This window comes from Vreelandella hamiltonii, assembly GCF_014651795.1.
Classification (GTDB): domain Bacteria; phylum Pseudomonadota; class Gammaproteobacteria; order Pseudomonadales; family Halomonadaceae; genus Vreelandella; species Vreelandella hamiltonii.
Genome location: NZ_BMXO01000001.1, coordinates 455,227 through 477,012 on the forward strand (window position 1 = coordinate 455,227; position 21,786 = coordinate 477,012).

Sequence of the window (21,786 nt, forward strand, 5' to 3'; positions counted from 1 at the left end):
TCTACAGCGCTATCGTGTTGGCTTAGCGATCGGTTTGGCTTAAAAGCTCAGCTCGACGCCGCCATGAACACTGCGCCCCGGCGCAGGCTCGTAAAAACGCCCAAAGGTGCCGTTGATGCGCACGTTGTCGTTGTACTCTTCGTCGAACAGGTTACGTAGCCCCAGATAAGCGCTCAGCCGCGTATCACCACTGAGCTGCCACTCATCGCCTACACGCAGGTTGACCAGCCAATAGCTGTCGACTTGGGTGGCATTGGCGTTGTCGGCCATCAGGCTACCGATATATTCGGTTTCCAGCGTGGCAAAACGTTCCTGTTGCTGCCAGGTCAACTGGTTGATCCAGGTCTGCTCGGGCAAGCCGGGGAGCCGATTGCCATCAAAATTCGCCCCTGAATCGTCAAAGTTATCGAACTCGTAGCGCGCCAGCGTCAAGGCACTGTTCACCCGCCATGCATCGGCCAGCTGCCAGCCCAGTGCCAACTCGATCCCGTCACGCTGGGTATCGCTGGCGTTCTCGTAGAAGGTGCGCCCTCCTTCATCGAAAGGCACCAGCTCATCGCGCACCCGCACGGAAAACAGCGCCAGATCGTAATCCAGGGCCAGCGGTTCGACATACCCGCGCATCCCGATTTCTCGATTCCAGGCTTTTTGCGGCTCGATGGCTGGGTTGAAGCCCCCGCCCGCAGGGTTGGCGAATTCGGCAAAGGTGGGGGTTTCGAACGCGGTGCCGGTGTTCAAATAGAGTTGATGCTGCGGCAGGTAACGGTAGCTCACCCCGGCCGAGCCGCTCCATTCGTTGAAGGAGCGTCGGCCACTCTGGTCGCCATCTGCCAGAAAGTCATCGTCTACCCTGAGCGCCACACGATCGAAGCGCGCGCCCAGCGAAAACGTCACCTGCTCGGAAAGCGCCAGATCCCCCTGAGCAAAGACGCCGCTGGAGGTGGCACGCTGGGTTTCGTCAGCCGAGGCATCCCCCACCGCGCCCACGGCATTGACCCGATTGCGGTAGCGGTCATCCTCCTGGCGAGCAAGGTCGACGCCGACCACGTAATCGAGGGGCAGCTCGCCCAGCATGGCTGCCTGGTGATACTCGGCGCTGGCCCCCATGTAATCACGGCGATAGCCCAAACGGCTGTCACCGACAAACGGCAGCTGCTGTTCGAAATCACGACGAGCCACAAAACCGCGCAGGTACAAGGCGCCGTCCCCCAGCGCCAAGTCTTCGTATTGCAGCCCCAGCACCTGCTGTTCGGCCTGCTGCCGGGCATCCAGCGCCAGGGCGTTGGGCGCAGCCTGATCGCGCCCCTGCGCAACCTCGGTGGCCGTCAGGGCACCGGGATCTTCCGAGCGCGGGTTATCCAGCACGTTGATGATGGCCGTCAGTGCCCGTTCACTGCCCAACTCACGGCGCAGCTTGGCATTCAGCAGGTACTTTTCCGTGGCGCTCTGCTCGCGATAACCATCCACGTTGAGGGCCGTCAAGCTGACATGATGCGACCAATCCCCCTGCGCGCCACCGTGCTGCAGCGCCACTTTCTGATAGCCATGGCTGCCCGCCCCCAGGCGGATGCGAGTGCCAGGGTTGTCGCGCCCATCGGCCGTGGTCACGTCGATCACGCCCCCGGCAGCATTACCGTAGAGCACCGATGAGGGGCCGCGAATCACCTCGATCCGTTCGGCGCTGTCCAGGTCGATGGCATCCAGCTGCGCTTGACCATCCGGCAGGGTATACGGAATGCCATCCACCATCACCGTAATCCCCCGTACGCCAAACGGCGCCCGGGCACCAAAACCACGAATGGCGATACGCTGGCCCTGGGCAAAATTATCGCGGTTCTGCAGCGATACCCCGGGCACCCTGTTCAGCGACTCATCCAGCCGCACCCGCTGCTGCCCCTGCTGGATCTCCTGGGCGTCGAGGGTCGAAACAGCCGCTGGGGTCGCATAGAGTTCACGGGCCAAACGGGGAGCGCTGACCTCCACGGCAGGCAGCACGGTACTGGCCTCGGGCGCAGTTTCCGCCGCCGCCGGGGTCATCACCACCGACCCCAACAACAGAGCCAGCGGTGTACGTGAAAACGGTAGTTGAAAACGATGCATGGATTCCCTTCCCAATGATTGGCGCTCAGCCTAAGCTGAACGATAGTGTAAGTGGTTGGTCTTATAGGTTAGCTAAAAAAGCAAAGGAGGCTTTATGGCGTTGACAGCGACAGACCCGATCAAGATGATTTTTGCGGTGATCTTCCCCCCTCTCGGGGTGTTTCTCGAAGTCGGGCTAAAAGGACATTTCTGGCTCAATATCCTGCTGACCCTGTTTGGTTTCATACCGGGCATCCTTCATGCGTTCTATGTCATCTTGAAGCACTAGCCCGCTCGTATCACCCCGTCTGACAAACGCCGCCTTGCCTCGTGCAAGGCGGCGTTTTTGCACCCGCCCTTTATCTTTCCAGCAGTTCTTTCCAGAGGTTCTTTCCGAAGGTCATGCCTGCTTGTTAACAGCGGGGCTATCCGTTTCGGGTGGCGCTTCGCTCAGGTCGTTCCCTTCACTGCGGCTGATCACGGACGAGCCGACCAGGTCTCCCGTCACGTTCAGTGCCGTGGCCCCCATGCCGACCAACGCATCGATTGCCGTCAATAGCGCCACGGTTTCAATGGGCAGGCCCACTTGAGCAAATACCGTCGCGATCATGATGATACCCGCCCCGGGCACACCCGCCGTCCCGACGGTCACTAACGTGCCGATCAGCACGATCTGGGCCATGCTCATGAAATCGAGCGGGGCACCAATGACGTTGGCGGCAAACACCGCCGAAATGGCAATACGAATTGCCGCGCCATCCATGTTCAGCGTTGCCCCAAGCGGCAAGCTGAAGCCATAGATGCTTTTCGGGATGCCCATGCGTTGGGCTGCATTGATGGTCAAGGGTAGCGTGCCTGCACTGCTTTGCGTCGCAAAAGCAGTCGCCATGGGCGTGCGCGCCTCACGAAAGAAGGTGCGTAACTTCACTCCGAAAAGCATCATGATCAGGCAATAAATCAGCAGCTGTACCCCCAGGGCGATATAGAGCACCATCACCATATCCCCCAGCGATACCAGGGTTGCCATTCCCTGCTGGCTGACCGTCTTGGCGACAATGGCAAAGACCCCTATCGGTACGAAATGCAGCACGCCAGCCATGACCTTGAGGGTGACTTCGTTCAGCCCTTCGATCACCTGATAAAGCTGTTCTCCCAGCGCATGCTGTTGCTCGGATTGGCGCAACTTCAGCAGGGCAATGCCAAAGACCAAGGCGGTAAAAATGATGCCCAGCATGTTCAGCTCGGCAAAAGCCGTCACGATATTTCTGGGCACGATGTTCAGCAAAGCATCGACCACGCCAGGGCTCTCGGGAACCGAAAAGCTCGCACTATCATTCAGCGTCATGCCGCTGCCAGGACTGAACAGCGTCGCCACGCTCAAGCCCACCATGATCGCCAAGGCGGAGGACCCCAAATAGTAGAAGAACACCTTGCCCCCTACCCGACCGGCGCTCCCCTCACGCGATTGATTCACCCCCACCATGAGCGTGAACAGCACGATGGGCACAATGAGAAAGGTCAACAGACGCAGCAGCAAATCCCCGACCGGGCCTAGCCATGTGGCGACCCACTCGCCGCCCACCAGGCCGACCAGCACGCCCAGAACCAGCGCAATGGTCACGCGTAAAATAAGCGACGCCTGAAGATAGCGCTTCCATAGATATTTCATTGAGTGCCCTGTTGGTGTAAATGGTTGATGTAAATAGTGGGTGTGAATCGTTGGTAGGAATCAGCGATAGAAATCAGCGGTCTACATCGTGCGTCGCAACATCATGACGTGGCCTAGCTTAGCATGGCGCATGGGCCTCATTTTACAACGCGCATGAAGGCCCCGTTCTCCACCACCCTAGCCACGCCACAGGTTTTCTCTTCGATTGCCGGAGCTCCCATGAACAGCATCAACCCCAACAAGCTACACCACAGCAAATGGACCGCGGTCACGCCTTGCAACAAGGAAAAACATTTCATCGTGACCCAACTGCTGCGCGACGAGGCAGAGCAGGTCGTCGATGTCGTGCTGGAAGCCGTGCATTCCCACCGTGAAACCACGCTGCCCTGGCAGGCGCTCAAGGATGACCAGACGTGGAAAATGGGCTGGAAATAGCGCTTCCCATGGCAAGACTCAAAAAATAATCACGAAAGGCTTTGACCCGGCAGCGCAAGCATGACACTGTAGCGTCAGTTGGTTAGTAAGCAAGCAGCATGGTTTCAGTTGCGTACGATCTTTTTCGTTAGCCTGAATATTGTATTCCTTGTTTCACCCGCTACTTCATCTGGGTCATACCAGGAATTTTATTAAGGCGCATCAGCGCAAAGGATCTACACAATGGCAACTGGCACAGTTAAATGGTTTAACGACACCAAAGGCTTCGGTTTCATCGCTCCTTCTGACGGTGGCGACGATCTGTTTGCACACTTCTCCGAAATCCAGTCTGACGGCTTCAAAACCCTGCAAGAAGGCGCTAACGTCTCTTTCGACGTTACCCAGGGTAAAAAAGGCCTGCAGGCTTCTAACATCAAGCAAATCTCCTAAGTCTTCGGACTTGAGCATTTGCTGGAACCCACGCCTCGTGTGATGGGTTCCACCAGAAAGGCCCGCTTCGGCGGGCCTTTTTGCGTTTGAGCGTCATCTGCAAACTACACTCGCTCCCAGACGATGAGTCGTGCATCCACGGTCAACGACAGCGCCTCCAGATTCGCCGCTCGCTCACGGCCTTCGGCACTGGCGCGGTAAAGGTGAGGCGTCATGGCCAGCAAATCGCCAATCGACTCGGCCCCCTTCAAAGTGACCACATAGCGCAGCTCATGCGCTGAATGCGCCACAAAGCCTGCGGGCATCTCGGGAGACTTTTCACGGGCGGGCTTCAGGGTCAGGTAGATGACTTCACGCAGCTCTCGCAAATGCTCAGGCCCCGCTTCCACCTGCAGCAGCTGCCCACCCGGCTTGAGCACCCGCGCAAACTCCGCATGCACCGGAAAGCCGAACAGGCACAGCACGCTGTCCAGCGTGGCCGACTGTACCGGCAGCTGCGCATTGCTTCCCACCACCCAACGGCACGTCTCGGCCCCCTGCCTGGCAGCCGCCAGCACCGCCCACTTGGAAATATCCAACCCCATCAGCGCCAGCGACTGTTCGGCAGGCCATCGCCCCGCCAGTTCACGCAGGTAGTACCCCTCGCCACACCCCGCATCCAGGCAGTGGTACGCCTCCTGCCCATGCGCATGGCGCTGGAGGATCTCGCTCACCGACTCGGCAATCGGCCGATAATGCCCCGCCGCCAGAAAACGCTGGCGGGCAGCCACCATGGGCTTGCTATCGCCAGGGTCCGTCGAGCGCTTCTGCTGCACCGGCAGCAGGTTCACATAGCCCTGCCTGGCCACATCGAAAGCGTGGCGGGCGGCACATCGCCACGTATTGCCTTCCAGATAGAGCGGTTCGCCATCGAGCGGGCAGGCCAACGCCTGAAAGGGGGTGCTATTCATCAATGGGGATTCTCTTGGCAGCCTTGTCGAGCGTATGCGCAAGCACGCTATACTGCATCACCCTGCAAGACGATCAGTTTCAAAACCGACCACGATACCGGAAAGCCCGCACAACACAATGCGCGCAGGTGTATCAAGCATCCGGCAAACAAGGCGAGACACCATGCAAGCATTGCTGCGCAGCGCGGGCGCTTGGCCCTACCTGATGGCCATTTTCCTCAATGCGTTTGTGGATCTAGGGCACAAGATCGTTATCCAGAACACGATTTTCAAAAGCTACGACGGTACGCAACAGGTGGTGCTGACGGCGCTGGTGAATGGCCTGATTCTGCTGCCGTTCATTCTGCTGTTCAGCCCTGCGGGCCATCTTTCCGACCGGATCCCCCGCGTCAGCGTGTTGCGCGTCTCGGCCTGGGCGGCCGTGGCGGTGTCGCTCGGTATCACGGCGGCTTACTACCAGGGCTGGTTCTGGCTGGCGTTTGCCATGACGCTGCTGCTGGCCATTCAGTCGGCCTTCTACTCCCCTGCCAAGTACGGGTTGGTGAAAGGGCTGTTTGGCAAGCCACGTTTGGCCGAGGCCAATGGGCTGGTGCAAGCCGTCACTATCGCCGCGATACTGGCAGGCACGGTGGCCTTTACCGCGCTGTTCGAATACTGGGTGCCTGCGGGCGGCGGCTCCCCTGACGAGCTGCTGCGCCACATTGCTCCGCTGGGTTGGCTGCTGGTCCTCAACAGCGTCCTGCAGGTGGTCGCTCTGTACCGCTTGCCGCTGGACCCACCGCGTCCCGCGCCTACCCCCTTGACCTGGGCGCGCTACCGCAGTGGCACCGCCCTCAGGGAAAACCTGCGACTGATTGCCCAGCAGCCCGTACTGCGGTTGTCGATCATCGGCCTGGCCACGTTCTGGTCGGTGGGCCAGGTGCTGCTGGCCGCCTTTCCGTCCTATGCCAAGGATGTGCTTTCCATCGATAACACGCTGGTGCTGCAAGCCATCCTGGCCGCCAGCGGGATCGGGATTGCGCTGGGGTCGCTGCTGGCCAGCTCGCTGTCCCGCAACCGCATCGAAACCGGGCTGATTCCGGTGGGAGCCGTTGGGGTCGCCATCGGCCTGTGGTGCCTTCCCCTGTTCACGACGCCCACCAGCCAGGCGTTGAACTTCGTGTTCATCGGCATCATGGGCGGGCTGTTCATCGTGCCGCTGAACGCACTGATTCAGTTCCATGCGGCCGACCACCAATTGGGCACCGTGATGGCTGCCAATAACTGGATCCAGAACCTGGCCATGCTGGGCTTTCTGGCGCTCACCGCGCTGTTCGCTCTGGCAGGGGTCGATAGCCACTATCTGCTGCTGTTGATTGCCAGCGTTGCCATGGCGGGCGGCGCTTACACTATCTTGAAACTGCCGCAGAGCCTGGTGCGCTTCGTATTGGGATTTCTGCTCACCCGCCGCTACCGGGTTGAAGTGCATGGCCTGGAGAACCTGCCTGCCCAGGGGGGCGTGCTGCTGCTGGGCAACCATATCAGTTGGATCGACTGGGCCATGGTGCAGATTGCCAGCCCACGCCCCGTGCGCTTCGTGATGCTGCGTTCCATTTATCAACGCTGGTACCTGCGCTGGTTTTTCAAGGCCCTGGGCTGCATCCCCATCGAACGCGGCGAGCAGGCCGACATTGCGCTGGCCAAAGTGGCCAACATGCTCAATGCAGGCGAGGTCGTGTGCCTGTTTCCAGAGGGTGCCATCAGCTATAACGGCCAACTGGGCGAGCTGCGCCGAGGCTACCAGCGCGCCTGCCAGCAAGCCGACCCGAGTGTGTGCATCGTGCCCTTCTATCTGCGTGGGCTGTGGGGCAGTCAGTTCTCCCGCTCCTCCAGCAAGCTGAAGGAGCTGCGCAACGCGCCGCTGCACCGCGCCGTGGTGGTCGCCTTTGGCAAGCCGCTGCCGAAAGACACCTCCGCCGATGTGCTCAAGCGGCGCATTTTCGAACAGGCTACCCACTCCTGGCTGCACGCCATGGATACCTTGCCCAGCCTGCCCTGCGCCTGGATCAAAAGCGTCAAATGCCGCCCCGGCGCGCCTGCTGTGGCAGATACGTTGGGTAGCGCATTGAATGCCGGCCAGGCGCTCACGGGCAGCCTGTTGATCGCCAAGCGTCTGATGCGCCACAGTGCCCAGGAGCCCGTCGTCGGGGTGTTGCTGCCCACCAGCTCGGCGGGAGTATTGGCCAATATGGCGACGCTGTTGGCGGGTAAAACGCTGGTCAACCTGAACTATACGGCCAGCCAGGAGGCCCTGGCCTTTGCACTTCAGCAGACAGAGGTACGCACGCTGCTCACCTCCCGACGCTTTGTCACCAGGCTGGAGCAGCGCGGCCTCGACGTCACACCGCTGTTGACCAGCCTTCGCGTTCTTTACCTGGAAGACCTGCAGGCCAGCATGACGCGCCGGGAGCGGCTGATGACCTGGCTAGCCGTTCGCTGCCTCCCCGGTTGGCTGCTGCAAACGCTCTTCTGCCGCGCACAGGATGCCAACGCCACGGCGGCTATCCTGTTCTCCAGCGGCAGCGAAGGAATGCCCAAGGGTGTCATGCTCAGCCACCGCAACCTGATGGCCAATATCAAGCAAACCTCCGACGTACTGAACACCCAGCATGATGATGTGGTGATGGCCTCGCTGCCGACATTTCATGCGTTTGGGTTCACGGTGACTCAGCTGCTGCCACTGGTGGAAGGGCTGCCCCTGGTCTGCCACGCCGACCCGACCGACGTATCCGGGGTTGCCAAGGCCGTCAGCCAGCACCGGGCCACCATCATGTTCGGCACCTCCAGCCTGCTGCGGCTGTTCAACCGTCACCCCAAAGTGCAAGCCGAGCAGTTGCACAGCCTGCGCATCGTGGTCGCCGGTGCCGAGAAGCTGGATGAGCGCGTGCGAGAAGGCTTCATGGCCAGGTTCGGCAAGCCCATTTATGAAGGTTACGGGGCCACCGAAACCGCTCCGGTGGTCTCGGTCAACTTGCCCGATACGCTAGGCTCCCGTTCGCAGCCGCTGCAAAAGGGGCATCAGCCGGGCACGGTGGGCATGCCGCTGCCGGGCACCAGCGTGAAAGTGGTCGACCCGGAAAGCCTGGATGAACTGCCCACCGGGCAAGCCGGTATGGTGATCGTCAGTGGCCCTCAGGTCATGCAGGGCTACCTCCATGACCCCGAACGCACTGCCTCGGCGCTCAAGACGCTGGATGGGCAACGGTGGTACGTCACGGGTGATAAAGGATACATGGACGAAGACGGCTTCTTGACCCTCATCGACCGCTACACGCGCTTTGCCAAGATCGCCGGAGAGATGGTCAGCCTGACCGCCGTGGAGAACGCCGTCCGCGCAGCCCTCGAAGAGGCCGACACCCCCTTGATGGCAGTCAGCCTACCCGACGCACGCAAAGGCGAGCGGCTGGTACTGCTATCGGAAACACCCCTGGACCGCCAGGCAACCGCCTCGGCCATGCGCAGCCAAGGCACCCCCAACCTGATGATTCCAGACCACTGGCTCACAACGGCTGCCCTGCCCCGCCTCGGCTCCGGCAAAGCCGACTTCGCGGGCGCCAAGCGGTTGGCAGAGCAGCAGCTCAGTGAGCCGTGATGCTCAGTAGCGCGGCCGACAGCGGGGCAAACGGCAAGGACTTTCACAGACACAGGCACAGGCACAGGCAAATGGGCCCCTAGTCGGGGGCGCTGTTGCCTCCGGTTTCTGCGCTGCTTTCGCTGCTGGCGTCTCCGCGGTTGTCGCTGCTGCCTTCACCGGGCCCGCGGGGGGTGCGTTCATGGGTTTCCTGGCTTGCGCTGGGTGTGGTTCCCGAGCGCTGGCCGTGGCCCTTGGCAACGTCGTGGTGGCTGATGACCATGACCTCGCGGGGCCACCATTCGGGGTGCTCATCGCGGATGTAGGCCATGAGCTGCTCGCGGATGTTCATTTCGGCGGTCCAGCCCGATAGCGGGTCGGAGGTCATCAGGTAGCAGGTGACGGTCTGCGCATGTGCCGTTTGCCCCGTGACGTAGCACAGCAGCTTGTGGTGCTCGACTACGGACTCTTCGGCCTCGGCAAACTCGATAAACTTTTCACGAATTTTGGAGATGTCGGCACTCAAGTGCAGCGTCAGCTCCAGAAAGCGATACATCTTGGCACTTTTGACCGACAGGTTCTCGAAAGGCTTCGAGATGAAGTAGGTCACCGGCACGATCAAGCGACGCTCATCCCAGGAGCGCAGGCGGATGAAGGTATAGAAGATACCCTCTACGTAGCACCACTGGCCCTCGAAGATCACCAGGTCACCGATGCGCACCGGCTTGGCCAGCGAAAGCTGAAAAGAGGAGAGAATGTTGCCCAGCACCGCCTGGCCCGCAATGCCCACCAGCACGGCCAGTACGCTGGCCGAGGCCAACAGCGAAAGGCCCAGAGATTCGAACAGCTTGATCTGCCCCAGCACGTACACCGATACCGACACCACCGTGACCAGAATGATGCCACGCCGCAAGGCGTACAGGCTGGTCAGCAAACGGCGCTTGTCGCGGGGTTTGGTATCGTCGATTTCCCCCACCAGGTGACGCGTCATGCGCAGCATGATGGTATCCACCAGGCGTAGCGCGATGGTGCCCCCGCCCCAGGCCATCACGGCAATCAGCAATACCCGGAAGGTGGTAGTGGCCACGGCGGAAAACGACACCACGTAATCCAGCAGTGCCTGAGTGAACAGCGCCATCACGATCAGCGCAACGGGCACCCCGATCTGGTCGGCGAAGATGGTCGACACGCCGGAGGGCAACAGGCGCGCCACGAGCCTCACGGCATAGTAGGCCACGACGCCCACTCCGCTCACCGTCAGCAGAAACAGCGGAATGGCCAGCCACTCCCAGACCTTCAGCATGCCGAACGAGGTCTTGAACCGCTCGGGGATATACTGCTCGATCACCGAAGGCCCGTACTCTTCATACAGCTCGGGAATCGCTGACACGCTTTCCGGCATCACCAGCCACACGGGGTCTTCGTCGGGGATGCGGTAACGGCCCAGGCGCACATCGTACGCATCGCCATTGATCTGCAACGAGGCCAGCTCGATATTACGTCGGGGTTGGCCGGTCATCGGGTTCTGGCCGGACGGGTCTTCAATGGCCGCATCCTGGCGCCCGGACAAGTTGGAGGCATTGAGCCACTCGCCGCGCCGCAATACTTCGGCCAGCTGCTCGGCCAGTTCGGCCCCCCGGCCGGGCTGCTCACCCGAGTCGATATCCGCCAGGTTGAGCAGATGCGCGGCGGCCGCGTAGTCCCCCTCCTCGGTGAGCGTCAGGAAGCTGCGAATCGCTTCCCTGGGCGTTAGCCGCTTGACCTCTTCCGGCGCTTCGCCCAGCCCGGCATTCAGCGTGTCTGCAGTGAACCAGCGCTCATCTTCGCTTTCGTCGCCCTGGCTCTGCGCCAGGCCCATGTGCGAGAAACATAGCGCTACCAGCAGTACTAGCCAGTATCGCCATCCGTGTGTTTTCGTCATTCTCGCCTCTATCCGTGCTTATGGTTGGACCAAGTACAGACCACGATAGCCCGTGAGGCAAGTCACGCCCCGGCGGGCGGTCACTGTGCCAACCCTCCCAGGCGCTGCAACGCCTCATCATAAAGCCCCGTCAGCAGTAGCGCCCCTTGGGCATTTACCCGGAACTGACCATAGCGCGCCGCTTCGTAGCGCTCGGCATGTCCCTCCTGAAAGAAGAAGGCGTCGGTGGCAAAGCGCACCTGCCCATGGCGCAGGCGAAACACCAGGCGGCGCTCGTCACTGGCCAAGGGTGAGCCATCGTCCAGGCGCTGAAAACGAGCAACCTGCGCATCGTCCAGACGCACCACGACCTCGCCATTCAGGGCGTCAGGAAGGGCCTGGGAGTGATCTTCGTAAAGCGCCTGCCGCAACCGCTGGGCCAGCGCAAAGTCGAGCGCCATGTAATCGCCCTGCATCAAGGAACGCGGGTCCACCGGTGCCAGCGCCAGGTAGACGATTTCGCCTTCGGCCAGGTGGCGCTCCTTCTGCCAGATGGCAGCATTGACGGTCGCCAGCACCAGCAGCGTGGAGAGCATCAGCGCCCAGCGAAAGCGGCTGGCACGGGCACGGTGCTCCTGCGGTCTGGAGGCAGCCTCGTGTGCGCGCCTCGCCAGCAGTCCACGCGCCCCCAACAACGCTATTCCCAGCAACAGCAGCAGCCCGGATTTGGCCAGTAGCGAAAGGTCCAGCCAGTAGTAATAGTGCCCCAGTGCCACCAGCCACAGCACCACGCCTGCGCCCAACACCAGCCGCTGGCCAAGGGCGTATCCGAGCAGCAACAGCGCCAGCCCGGCGCTCAGCCCCGGTACGTAGAAGGCCAGCCCAGCCGTGAACAGCGCGGCGGCATAGGCAAGCCTGCGTGAAGCGGGGGTCACGGCACACGCGGTAAGCGCACGATGTACCACCCACAGCAGGGCGCCCCCTGCCAGCAGGGTCGTGACACCGCGCACCAGCCCTGGCCAACGGGGCGCCGTACCCAACAGGCTATCCAGCCCGCTGGGCGCCAGGGCGTATAGCAGGCCTTGCACGACCATCAGCCCCATCAGCAAGCCCAGCCCCCAGGCGTGCATCGCCTCCGGGTGGCCACGCCCACACGAATACCCATGCCAAACGCTGACCACCGCCAACAGGATCAGGCCGCTGGCGGCAGCTCCCATACCGTGGAGTGCCAGGGCCATATACAGCGCTATGCAGGCCAGCAACGTGGCCACGAAACGGTGCAACGCGCTGGGCATCACCACGGCCAGGCCGACCTGCAGCATCCACAGCAGCCAGACGCTCTTCCAGGTACCGTTCCAGGCACTGTTCCAACCACCCTCCGAGCCAACTCCCCAACTACTCGCCAGCAACGCCCACGCCACCAGAAACTGCCCTGTCAGGCTGAAGACCAGCGCCAGATGCGTCATCACGTCGTGCGAGCGCATTTTCCGTAGCACGCTAAAGCCAAGCCCAAGGCAGCCCAGCCCCATCATCAGCGTCAGGGGGCCGCTGTCGATGACGGCCACCAGCACCGTTGCCACGAACCCCAACAAACACAGCGCGGCCAGCCACCCGGCCACGGCCTGTACACCTCTCAGCAGCCATGGCAGCGGGCCGTCTCCCGCCATGCGCTTCAACCAGGCCACGCTCAACATGCCCATCGCGGTGACGGCCAAGGCCATCATCAGCAGGCCAATCGCGTAGCCGTCACTCGACAGCCAATAACGTGCCATCAGCCACAGGACCAGCACCATCACCGACAGGCACCCTCCCGCCAGCATGAACAACTCCAGGCGAAGGTAGCGATATACCCCGTACAGCAGCGCCAGCCAGGTGCCATATACGGCTACAGGCAGAAAAGCGTGAGTCAACGCGCCCGACAGCCAGTGCATCATCAGCAGGGTCACCGGCACCCCGCTGCCCAACGCCAGCACGCGCAGCGCCCAGCCCGCTGGCCAGCCCCGCCGCTGCACGCCCCACTCCCAACCGGCCAGCGCCACGCTATTGACCACCGCCAGTCCCCACAGGCCCGCCACCTGAGGCCATCCCAACGCCCCCCATAACCCCCAAACGCTGGCATAGAACCAGACGGCCATGTTGACCAGCCCCCACCACAGCAGCCACAGCCCGCTCAGGCGGGCCATGACGACCCAGGGCAGGGCCAATACCGCCCAACCCGCAAACAGTTGCCACGGGTCTGCCCCGGTTTGATACACCTGCCCGACCAGTGCCAGCAGCACACCCACCACGCACACCGCCATGCATAGCGCCAACTGCCTGCTCCTGGGCCGCCGGGCCTGCCACAGCGCCATGCCCACGGCCAGCAACAGCACGGCTTGCAGCAAGCCCAGCCGCGCCCAGCGTCCCATGCCGGCCCAGTGGTAGGCCACGAAAAACAACAGCGCACCGGCAAGGGCCAGGCAGCCCAGCCAAGGCAGCAGCCGCATGAACAGCTGGAGCCAGTCCGCGCTCGTTGGGTAGCTCTGGGGGTTCTGCTCATCAACTCTTGGAGGCATACGCATGGAGTCCACAGGGGCCAAGGCCTTGGCCAGTAAGACATGACGCCAGTCAGCGCCAAAGCGATATAAAGGTTGTACATTGAAACAGAAGTGGAGAACTTCTCCTGCCATCCATCGTCAAAGGTGACGCTCTTCTTGCACCTTGGACATGCTCTTCTACGCAGAGGCTCCCCCATGCTGATAAAAATTGCCAAGCCCAGTGATTTGAAAGAATCGGATGTCACCCCGGAATCCATCTATCTGTCGCGCCGACAATTCATGGGCGGCATGGCAGGGCTGGGGGCTGGGCTTGCGCTGTCGGGGCACGCCCGCGCCAATGCAGACTATTCGGATGTGCCAGCAGGCAGCGGCCCAGAGTGGCTGCAGCAAAAGATCGGCGATACCCAGTGGGGAGCCGTGACCCCCAGCGACCCCGACACAGACACCCTGACCCCCTTCGACGATGCCAGCGGCTATAACAACTTTTATGAGTTCGGCACCGGAAAAACCGACCCCGCCCGCCGGGCTGGCAGTTTAAAAACCGAGCCCTGGAGCGTGGTGGTCGATGGCGAGGTGAACAACGGCGGCCGCTTTGCGCTGGAAGACCTCGTCAGCCCTACCCGGTTCGAAGAGCGCATCTACCGCTTGCGCTGCGTGGAGGCGTGGTCGATGGTCATTCCCTGGCTGGGCATTCCGCTGGCCGACATCATCACCCGCGCCGAGCCCACCAGCAAAGCCAAGTACGTGCGCTTCGAAACCCTCGTGGACCCAGAGCAGATGCCTGGCCAGCGCTCGTCGTTTTCGCTGATCGACTGGCCTTACGTGGAGGGCCTGCGCATGGATGAAGCCATGCACCCGCTGACCCTGATGGCGCTGGGCATGTATGGCCGCGAGCTGCCCAATCAAAACGGCGCACCGCTGCGCCTGGTGGTGCCCTGGAAGTACGGGTTCAAGAGCATCAAGTCGATCGTGCGCATTTCGCTGGTCGAAGAGCAGCCGATGAACTCCTGGCAGCTGATTGCCCCCAACGAGTACGGCTTCTATGCCAACGTCAACCCGGAAGTGGATCACCCCCGCTGGAGCCAGGCCACCGAACGCCGCCTGCCCAACAGCCTGTTCAGCCCCAATACCATGGACACCCTGATGTTCAACGGCTACGCCGACGAAGTGGCCGAGCTGTATGCCGGCCTGGACTTGAGAGCCAACTACTGATGGCCACACCACGCACTTGGTGGCTATGGCGCGGCGGCGTGTTCCTGACCGCGCTGGCCCCCCTACTGTACTGGAGCGGTCAGGTGGCCAGCAACGCCGCTGGCCCGGAACCCGGGCGCTACCTGCTACTGAACCTGGGCATTGGCGCGCTTTGGCTATTGCTGATGACCCTGAGCCTGACCCCGCTGACCAAGCTCACGCGCTGGAAAGGCTTCAACCTGATCCGGCGGCAGTTGGGGTTGTGGACCCTCGCTTACGCGACTCTTCACCTGCTGAGCTATGCCCTGTTCATTCTGGGGCTGAACTGGGCCCTGCTGGGCAGTGAGCTGGTCAAGCGGCCTTACATCGTGGTGGGCATGATCGCCCTGTTGGGGCTGGCCGTGCTGGGAGCGACCTCCAACCGCTGGTCGATGCAGCGGCTGGGCAAACGCTGGAAGCCCCTGCACAAGTTTGCCTACGTCATCCTCGCCCTGGTACTGCTGCACTTCTTCTGGGTGGTACGCGCCGACCTGCGAGAATGGGCCGTGTATGCCGCCGTTTCCGCCCTGATCATGGCGACCCGCCTGCCGCCAGTGGCACGCACGCTGCCCAAGCTGCGTGTTCGGTTCAGCCGCTGATGAGGTAATCCCCCCCCACGTAGAAACAGGTTCATGTTCTGTTCATCGCATACGGTTATGCTGCGTGCTACCCACCGTATCCAGCATGGAGTCAACGACATGGCAGTCGACTATCGAAGCATGGCGCGGCGGATTCCTGCGCTGCTCCTTCTCTGCATGGCACACGGCGCTGCCGCAGAACAGCCTCTTCGTGTGGAGCAGCTACAGCGCTGTGGCGACCTTCTGGCCACGTCGCATCAGGAGTTTTGCCTGATCGTAAAAGGGCTCGACCATTCGGATTTCCAAGCCAAGCTGAACGGGGAGTCCATTCCCCAGAGCCAGCTTCGCTATGACGCGAACGAGAACGAGGGAGAGGTGCGTATCCGCCTGGAGGCGGATGAGGTGCAAAGCGGCCCGCTCTGGCTGGAACAAGACGACCAATCCAGCAACCCTGTCTGGGTCAGCCTCAAGGCCAGCCACGTCGTGGCGGCCACCGCGCAGGAGGTGGCCGAGAACATGGATGGCATCACCACCTACGTCGATCTGGTCAGTCTGATCATCGAAGAGAGCCACGAGGGTGCCGAAGAAGCCCAGCGGTTAGCGGAAAAGTATGGGGCCGAAGTGGTCGGGATGATCCCGCCTCTCAACACCTACCAGCTCCGGTTACCCGCCGACGACCTGGAAGCGCGCGATGCCCTGGTGCTGCGGCTTGGCAACGAAGTGAGCGTGGATGCCGTGGTCATCGAAGAGTCTGGCGCAGAAGAGAGCGTTGAGCGTGAAGCCGACGCGCCGCCCAGGGCGGACGACCAGGAGTGGGCGTCGAACCGCTTTCTGGATGCGGTGAACTTCTACCAGCGACGCCTTGGCCAAGACAGTGATATCGACACACAGCCCATCCGCATTGGCGTCATCGAGCGCAACGTGGACTTCGATGCCCCCGACTTCGCCGACTACCTGGGCGACTGTCGCGCCGACACCCGCCGAACCTGCGTCTACGGCCGCGATGCCGCGACACCCGACGGCCATGGCACGACAGTGGCAGGCGTTCTAGCCGCAGCATGGAACGAAGGCGGCAACAGTGGTTTTCTGCGCGGGCTCGACGACGTTGGCCCAGGTTTCGACGTAATCGTGGAACGCAACTCCGATGCGGGCATCACGGCCAACATCGCCGCTTCGGTCAATCTGGTGGAGGACGGGGCGCGCGTACTCAACTGGAGCTGGGGCATTCATCGGGTAGGTGCTATCGATATCAACGGCGACGAGGTCGATTCGCTGGTGCGCTCGGGCATCGCCATGAGCGGCTACGAAGAGCTGCTCGAAGAGTTCTTTCTCTGGCTACGCCGGGAACACCCGGAGGTGGTGGTCGTGAACTCAATCATCCCGACGTGGGACTCTCGGCCAGGCTGGACATGTACAAGGCTCTGGACCTGACGGTACAGAGCCTGGCGCGGGAGCGTTGAAGGCCCCCTCGGCCATGCCGCGCTTCAGATACGGGCGGTAGGTAAGCGCTCACCGCCCGTGTGCGATGGAGCCTAACCGAACACGCGACGCAGGTGGCGGCGATACTCCGCCTTGTCGCGCTCGACGTCCGGTGCCTTGATGACATCGTTGGCGATGAACGTGGGCTGGGCAGCCAGCCCGACGAACTCCTGGGATTTGTGGAACGCAAAGTAGACGCCATCGACCCCACGCCCTTCAAAGAAGTTGCCCGGTTCATCGAAGGCTTCGGCGGGGGCATTCCAGGTCAGCGACAGCATGTAGTGGCGGCCCTGCAGCAGCCCGCCGCTGCCGTACTGTTTGGAAGGGTCCTGACGCGAACGGCCATCGCTTGCGTACAGCGCGCCATGCCCCTCGGTAAAGACTTCATCGATATAGCGCTTGACCGTCCAGGGCGCGCCCATCCACCAGCCGGGCATCTGGTACACGATGGTGTCGGCCCACAGGTAGTGCTGTACTTCGGCAGCAGTCTCGTAGCCTTGCTCGATGACCGTCTCGCGCACGTCATGCCCCAGTTCCAGCAGGGTTTCCTTTGCAACGGCATGCAGCGTATTGTTGAGTTCACCACCAGAGTGGGCAAACGCTTTACCGCCATTGATCAACAGTATCTTCATGGCTGACACCTCACTGTGTTGTCGATTGGCTCGCTTGATGTTTCACTGCGAGCCATTGAGTGGGCGATATTGTGCAGTGAACAATGCCTTGGAAACAGCGCTCACCCCGCAAGAGACTCTTGCACAAAAATCAACAATCACTTGCCACGACCAGGCCTGGTAGCCATGAAAAGTACTCTGGAAGAGCAGCAAGCCTTCATTACCGTCGTGGACTGTGGCTCGATTACCGCCGCCGCCGAGCAGTTGGACATGACGGTCTCCGGCGTCAGCCGCGCCCTGCATCGGCTGGAACAGAAGCTGGGCACCACGCTCCTGCGCCGCACCACCCGGCGGCTGGAGCTGACGGAGGAAGGTGATACCTTTCTGGCCCACTGCCGCAGCATCCTGGCCGCCGTGGAAGCGGCCGAAGAGGCCGTGCAAGATCGCCATCAGCAGCCCAGTGGGCGGCTGCGCATCAATGCCGCGCCCAGCTTTATGCAGTTCGTGGTGGTGCCGCTGATCGAGGAGTTTCGCGCCCGCTACCCGCAGATCACTCTGGAGCTGGATACCCATGACCGCTTTGTAGACCTGCTGGAACAGCGGGTAGACCTGGCCATTCGCATTGGCGCGCTGGAAGATTCGTCGCTCCATGCGCGCCCCCTAGGCCACAGCGCCCTGCGCGTGCTGGCCAGCCCCGCCTACCTGGCGCGCCATGGCACCCCCTCTCAGGTAGCGGAACTGGCCCAGCACACCCTGCTCGGCTTCAGCCAGCTGGACCACCTCAACCGCTGGCCGTTGAACGGCGCCAATGGCCAGCCGCTGCATATCACGCCCACCCTGGCGGCATCCAGCGGCACCACTCTGCTGGAGCTGGCAATCTCAGGCGTCGGTATCGTTTGCCTGGCCGATTTCATGACCCAGGCCCCACGCCAGCGTGGCGCACTGGTGGAAGTGTTGCCCGACCACACCACGCTGATCACACAGCCCATCCATGCCGTCTATTACCGGCAGGCCACGCTTTCCCATCGCACCCGGCTATTCATGGAGTTTCTGGCCGAGCGGCTGCCACCGCATTACGTTTAGCAGCGCGCTACGGGCCAACATCGCTTAATCCACACCGCTGCCCTAAGATGCAAATGTTGTGGGCCATGAAGCCCAGAAAGTACGGCACGATGGCCAGTAAATCGACCAACGCCCAGAACGAGAATACATAGCGCACCCGCCCCGTCACTCCCCGATAGCGCGGGTCCTCTCCAACGGCATAAAATCTCAACAGGTACTCGACCATAAACATGGCTACGAAGATCGCTTCCAGCGTCGAAAACAGTCTCGGTGACAGCGCTCACAGCGTGGGCTCGGTTTCCAGAATCGCCGTGATCGATGCCAATAGAATCAACAGACAGATAATACGATTAGTGACCGACAAGCCCTGCTGAAGTCGAGCTTCAGGAGCTAACTGCCGATGTAGCTCGGCTCTGAATGAGGTCATGTGATAAAAGCGCTCATCCAGTAAGGGGAAAGAGACGTCACTATAGCGCTAAAATCTGCCAAGCTGCTTACCCGCCAATGGCTGCATGGCGGCAAAGCGATTAGCATCCTTTTTGGCCGAGCCGACTGGCCACGAAGTAACTTATGAAAGACAACGTACGAAAGATAATGTACGAAAGACACTGTGTAGAGAGGGCCAACATCCACTAAGGTGATGACACTCCATCGTTAAAAGGGATTGCGCAATGATCGAAACAAGGGAAGAACTCGACGCCATCAAGAAGTCCTGCCATGCCATGGTGACACGCAGCGCCGGCCTCTCCGCAGGTACGGCGATGATTCCCGTGCCGGGGCTGGACATTGGCTCGGACGTGGCGATCCTGATGCGCATCATCCCCAAGATCAACAGTCAGTTTGGGCTAACGCCGGAGCAGATCGACCGCCTGGATACCGAAAGCAAGCTGTTCGTCATGACCGCCATCTCCAATACCGGCAGCAAGATGGCGGGCAGGTACATCACCAAAAACCTGATCGTGACCCTGCTTGGCAAGATGGGCATCAAAGTTGCCGCCAAAGGCACCAGCAAATTCGTCCCGCTGATTGGCAGCGCCGTGGCGGGCGGCATCAGTTTTACCGCCATGAAATACATGGGCAACAGCCACATCGAAGACTGCTACAAGGTCGCGTTGGCCGCCCTGGAAAACCGTCAAATCGAACCGATGGCCGACGCCGACCCCGAAGCGCCAGCCGATGACTCCCACCCGACCGAGACGCCGTAGCGTCGACCAACAAGGAAACACGATGCCTGCTTATGTCGTTTTGACCCGTGAACACACCCACAACAGCGAAGAAATGCAGCGCTACAGCGAAAAGGCCAAAGCCGCTCGGGAAGGCCACGACCCGCAGCCGCTAGCCTTCTACGGAGACTTCGAAGTGCTGGAAGGCAGCGCCATGGAAGGCGCCGTGATCCTACGCTTCCCCGACATGGCCGCCGCCCGCGCCTGGTACCAAAGCCCCGCCTACCAGGAAGCCCGCCAACACCGCTTCCTGGGCGCCGATTACCGCGTCTTTTTGGTAGAGGGTATGGAAGAGGTGTGATAAGCAAACACTCTCCTGCTGTCATCAGCGGGGGAGTATCATCAAGGGACAGCTGCTATAATGAGTTCAACAGAACGACTCAAGGAGCGCGATAATGGTTCGCAGGCCCCCCACAGATAAAGTAATCGTTTCTCGTGAGCGTATTGTGCGAGCCGTCGCCAGCTCGAGTGCAATCGAGACAGGCGAGCGTACAGAGGTGATTGAAAAACGCCTGATGTCTCGCCCAAGGCTTTTCAACAAGTTGACCTTATCTTCCTGAGGCGATGCCTTGGACGTTACTACGCCGACAAAACATCACGAACTAAACGTTCGACAAATTGGTAGTCGCCCTCCAGACCAGCCTGAATCGCTTTGAAATAGTAATCCTTGTGCTCATTCCATAAGCTATAGTCCAGTGGTTGAGCCCCCGCCTTGACAGCCATCACATCCAACAGCAAACGTGAGATCCGGCCATTTCCCTCACGGAATGGATGAATCAGTATGAACTCGACATGCATTTCAGCAAGAAAGCTGACCAGTTGCTCGTCTCCCATCTCAGGTAACGTAGCAAAACGAGCGAGATACTGGTTCTCGAACGCTTGAGCCAACCTATGAATTTGCAGAGGCGATGCAAACCGAATATCGGGCTTAGACATATCAACGGTTCGGTATTGGCCCGCCCAATCGTAAACATTACCTAGCCAAGCTCTATGCCAATGGCGAATTCTTTTGAAATCAACCGTTTCTGGGAAAGTATCAAACACCTGTATGTAGAGCGCTGCAAGCAGCTCCGTCTCTGCAATATTCATATCTGCCGGATCATCAATACCAGCAAGATTCTTCAGCACCTTACCTTCTGATCCCGGCTGATACTCACTTTCACTACCAGAAACTTCATAACGACTCATAGGAATAGCCTTGCTTCACTGCGCATGCAGCCCCAATTGAGCACACGTTAGCAACCGATACACAACCAAGAGTACACGTTCCGCTGCGAGCGAACACCAAGCCTATGCAAACCAGCCCATCAGCTCAGCATTCTGTATCACCCCAGCAACAAGTCACCCTCGATGGGAATGAACTGGCTGGCGGCGTTGATCAGGGAAGCGGCGGTGAGCTGGGGCACGCCGTAGACTTCCACCCGTTTGCCGTGGGCCTCACGGATCTTCTGCGCCAACCGGTCGAAGTCGCCATCGCCGGAGACCAGCACCACCACATCCGCCTTCTCGGCGTATTCGATGGCATCGAGGGTGATGCCTACGTCCCAATCACCCTTGGCCGAACCATCCGCGCGCTGAATGAACGGCTTTAACCTGACCTCGAAGCCAATCGAACGGAGGATATTATGGAACTCACGCTGCTTGGCATCGCCCTTGTCGATGGCATAGCAGCGGGCGGCCAGCACCTCCCGGTTCGCCGTTGCCTTGGCCCAGAAAACGACGGTAATCGAAGTGCCTTCCGTAGGCGTCGCGTACGGTGTAGTCAACGTTCTGAGTGTCTACGAAGATGGCAACGCGGGGCATGGCATGGCGGCCTCGGCAGTGAGTGTGCCCCCATGGTACGCGATATATCTTGGCCCAGTGTTTTTGGCCGCTACAAGGATACTCCCCCGCCATTGCCTGGCCATGGGCAAATCACATAACTGAGCGCCGGATGCTCGCCTGCAAATATCGCCGTCCGTTCGGGAAAGCGCTGCGCATTGACTGCTAGATAA

The 21,786-nt window shown here is 60.9% G+C and carries 19 protein-coding genes and 1 pseudogene; 10 read left to right on the top strand and 10 right to left on the bottom strand.

Annotation, left to right across the window (positions count from 1 at the left end; genetic code table 11):
- Nucleotides 1-39: 39 nt before the first annotated feature.
- Nucleotides 40-2,037 (bottom strand): TonB-dependent receptor family protein, encoded by a 1,998-nt coding sequence (locus IE061_RS02285; protein WP_189463820.1) that lies wholly within the window; start codon nucleotides 2,035-2,037, stop codon nucleotides 40-42.
- Nucleotides 2,038-2,194: 157 nt separating this feature from the next.
- On the opposite strand from IE061_RS02285, the gene IE061_RS02290 reads away from it, so the two are divergent.
- A complete protein-coding gene (locus tag IE061_RS02290; RefSeq protein WP_016914759.1) occupies nucleotides 2,195-2,368 on the top strand; it encodes a YqaE/Pmp3 family membrane protein in 174 nt (57 codons plus the stop codon).
- Nucleotides 2,369-2,479: 111 nt separating this feature from the next.
- On the opposite strand, the gene IE061_RS02295 is transcribed toward IE061_RS02290, so the two are convergent.
- Nucleotides 2,480-3,748 carry a dicarboxylate/amino acid:cation symporter gene (locus IE061_RS02295; RefSeq protein WP_193460854.1) on the bottom strand — a complete coding sequence of 423 codons (1,269 nt, stop codon included), beginning with the start codon at nucleotides 3,746-3,748 and terminating at the stop codon, nucleotides 2,480-2,482.
- A 219-nt stretch (nucleotides 3,749-3,967) separates the two neighbouring features.
- Between IE061_RS02295 and IE061_RS02300 the strand changes: the two genes are divergently transcribed.
- Both IE061_RS02300 and IE061_RS02305 read left to right on the top strand, forming a co-directional pair.
- Nucleotides 3,968-4,183 carry a TIGR02450 family Trp-rich protein gene (locus IE061_RS02300; RefSeq protein ID WP_193460855.1) on the top strand — a complete coding sequence of 72 codons (216 nt, stop codon included), beginning with the start codon at nucleotides 3,968-3,970 and terminating at the stop codon, nucleotides 4,181-4,183.
- Between the two features lie 222 nt (nucleotides 4,184-4,405).
- Nucleotides 4,406-4,612, top strand: a complete 207-nt coding sequence (locus tag IE061_RS02305; protein WP_009095703.1) for a cold-shock protein — start codon at nucleotides 4,406-4,408, stop codon at nucleotides 4,610-4,612.
- Nucleotides 4,613-4,716: 104 nt separating this feature from the next.
- On the opposite strand, the gene IE061_RS02310 is transcribed toward IE061_RS02305, so the two are convergent.
- Nucleotides 4,717-5,562 carry a putative RNA methyltransferase gene (locus IE061_RS02310; RefSeq protein WP_193460856.1) on the bottom strand — a complete coding sequence of 282 codons (846 nt, stop codon included), beginning with the start codon at nucleotides 5,560-5,562 and terminating at the stop codon, nucleotides 4,717-4,719.
- 163 nt (nucleotides 5,563-5,725) lie between these two features.
- On the opposite strand from IE061_RS02310, the gene IE061_RS02315 reads away from it, so the two are divergent.
- Complete coding sequence (locus IE061_RS02315; protein ID WP_193460857.1) at nucleotides 5,726-9,193, top strand: acyl-[ACP]--phospholipid O-acyltransferase; 3,468 nt, start codon at nucleotides 5,726-5,728, stop codon at nucleotides 9,191-9,193.
- 79 nt (nucleotides 9,194-9,272) lie between these two features.
- Here IE061_RS02315 and IE061_RS02320 read toward each other — a convergent pair whose 3' ends face one another.
- Together IE061_RS02320 and IE061_RS02325 are read right to left on the bottom strand one after the other, a co-directional pair.
- Complete coding sequence (locus IE061_RS02320; RefSeq protein ID WP_193460858.1) at nucleotides 9,273-11,093, bottom strand: mechanosensitive ion channel family protein; 1,821 nt, start codon at nucleotides 11,091-11,093, stop codon at nucleotides 9,273-9,275.
- A gap of 80 nt (nucleotides 11,094-11,173) precedes the next feature.
- Complete coding sequence (locus IE061_RS02325) at nucleotides 11,174-13,627, bottom strand: GDYXXLXY domain-containing protein (RefSeq protein WP_193460859.1); 2,454 nt, start codon at nucleotides 13,625-13,627, stop codon at nucleotides 11,174-11,176.
- A gap of 177 nt (nucleotides 13,628-13,804) precedes the next feature.
- On the opposite strand from IE061_RS02325, the gene msrP reads away from it, so the two are divergent.
- The 3 genes from msrP to IE061_RS02340 all read left to right on the top strand — a co-directional run bounded on the left by msrP (nucleotide 13,805) and on the right by IE061_RS02340 (nucleotide 16,848).
- A complete protein-coding gene (gene msrP / locus IE061_RS02330) occupies nucleotides 13,805-14,821 on the top strand; it encodes a protein-methionine-sulfoxide reductase catalytic subunit MsrP (protein WP_039183466.1) in 1,017 nt (338 codons plus the stop codon).
- Nucleotides 14,821-15,438 carry a protein-methionine-sulfoxide reductase heme-binding subunit MsrQ gene (gene msrQ, locus IE061_RS02335; RefSeq protein ID WP_193460860.1) on the top strand — a complete coding sequence of 206 codons (618 nt, stop codon included), beginning with the start codon at nucleotides 14,821-14,823 and terminating at the stop codon, nucleotides 15,436-15,438. Before msrP ends, msrQ begins: the two co-directional genes overlap by 1 nt.
- Nucleotides 15,439-15,537: 99 nt before the next feature.
- On the top strand, nucleotides 15,538-16,848 hold the full coding sequence (locus IE061_RS02340) for a S8 family serine peptidase (RefSeq protein ID WP_230478349.1): 1,311 nt from the start codon (nucleotides 15,538-15,540) through the stop codon (nucleotides 16,846-16,848).
- Nucleotides 16,849-16,949: 101 nt separating this feature from the next.
- Here IE061_RS02340 and IE061_RS02345 read toward each other — a convergent pair whose 3' ends face one another.
- A complete protein-coding gene (locus tag IE061_RS02345) occupies nucleotides 16,950-17,528 on the bottom strand; it encodes an NAD(P)H-dependent oxidoreductase (protein WP_039183470.1) in 579 nt (192 codons plus the stop codon).
- A gap of 165 nt (nucleotides 17,529-17,693) precedes the next feature.
- On the opposite strand from IE061_RS02345, the gene IE061_RS02350 reads away from it, so the two are divergent.
- Complete coding sequence (locus IE061_RS02350) at nucleotides 17,694-18,590, top strand: LysR family transcriptional regulator (RefSeq protein ID WP_039183472.1); 897 nt, start codon at nucleotides 17,694-17,696, stop codon at nucleotides 18,588-18,590.
- Between the two features lie 7 nt (nucleotides 18,591-18,597).
- Here the strand turns inward: IE061_RS02350 and IE061_RS17935 are convergent, their stop codons facing one another.
- Both IE061_RS17935 and IE061_RS17940 read right to left on the bottom strand, forming a co-directional pair.
- A complete protein-coding gene (locus tag IE061_RS17935) occupies nucleotides 18,598-18,846 on the bottom strand; it encodes an ion transporter (RefSeq protein WP_308429491.1) in 249 nt (82 codons plus the stop codon).
- A 3-nt stretch (nucleotides 18,847-18,849) separates the two neighbouring features.
- Nucleotides 18,850-18,996 carry a hypothetical protein gene (locus IE061_RS17940; RefSeq protein WP_230478350.1) on the bottom strand — a complete coding sequence of 49 codons (147 nt, stop codon included), beginning with the start codon at nucleotides 18,994-18,996 and terminating at the stop codon, nucleotides 18,850-18,852.
- Nucleotides 18,997-19,240: 244 nt separating this feature from the next.
- Here IE061_RS17940 and IE061_RS02360 point away from each other — a divergent pair, with 244 nt between their 5' ends.
- Both IE061_RS02360 and IE061_RS02365 read left to right on the top strand, forming a co-directional pair.
- The gene (locus IE061_RS02360; protein WP_039183489.1) at nucleotides 19,241-19,774 is read left to right on the top strand and encodes a hypothetical protein; all 534 of its coding nucleotides are present in this window, start codon (nucleotides 19,241-19,243) and stop codon (nucleotides 19,772-19,774) included.
- A gap of 22 nt (nucleotides 19,775-19,796) precedes the next feature.
- Nucleotides 19,797-20,093, top strand: coding sequence for a DUF1330 domain-containing protein (locus tag IE061_RS02365; protein ID WP_193460861.1), 297 nt, complete (start codon nucleotides 19,797-19,799; stop codon nucleotides 20,091-20,093).
- Nucleotides 20,094-20,371: 278 nt separating this feature from the next.
- Here the strand turns inward: IE061_RS02365 and IE061_RS02370 are convergent, their stop codons facing one another.
- Nucleotides 20,372-20,980, bottom strand: coding sequence for a Fic/DOC family protein (locus IE061_RS02370; RefSeq protein ID WP_193460862.1), 609 nt, complete (start codon nucleotides 20,978-20,980; stop codon nucleotides 20,372-20,374).
- A 137-nt stretch (nucleotides 20,981-21,117) separates the two neighbouring features.
- A pseudogene (locus IE061_RS02375) lies at nucleotides 21,118-21,595 on the bottom strand (LabA-like NYN domain-containing protein).
- Between the last annotated feature and the right edge of the window lie 191 nt (nucleotides 21,596-21,786).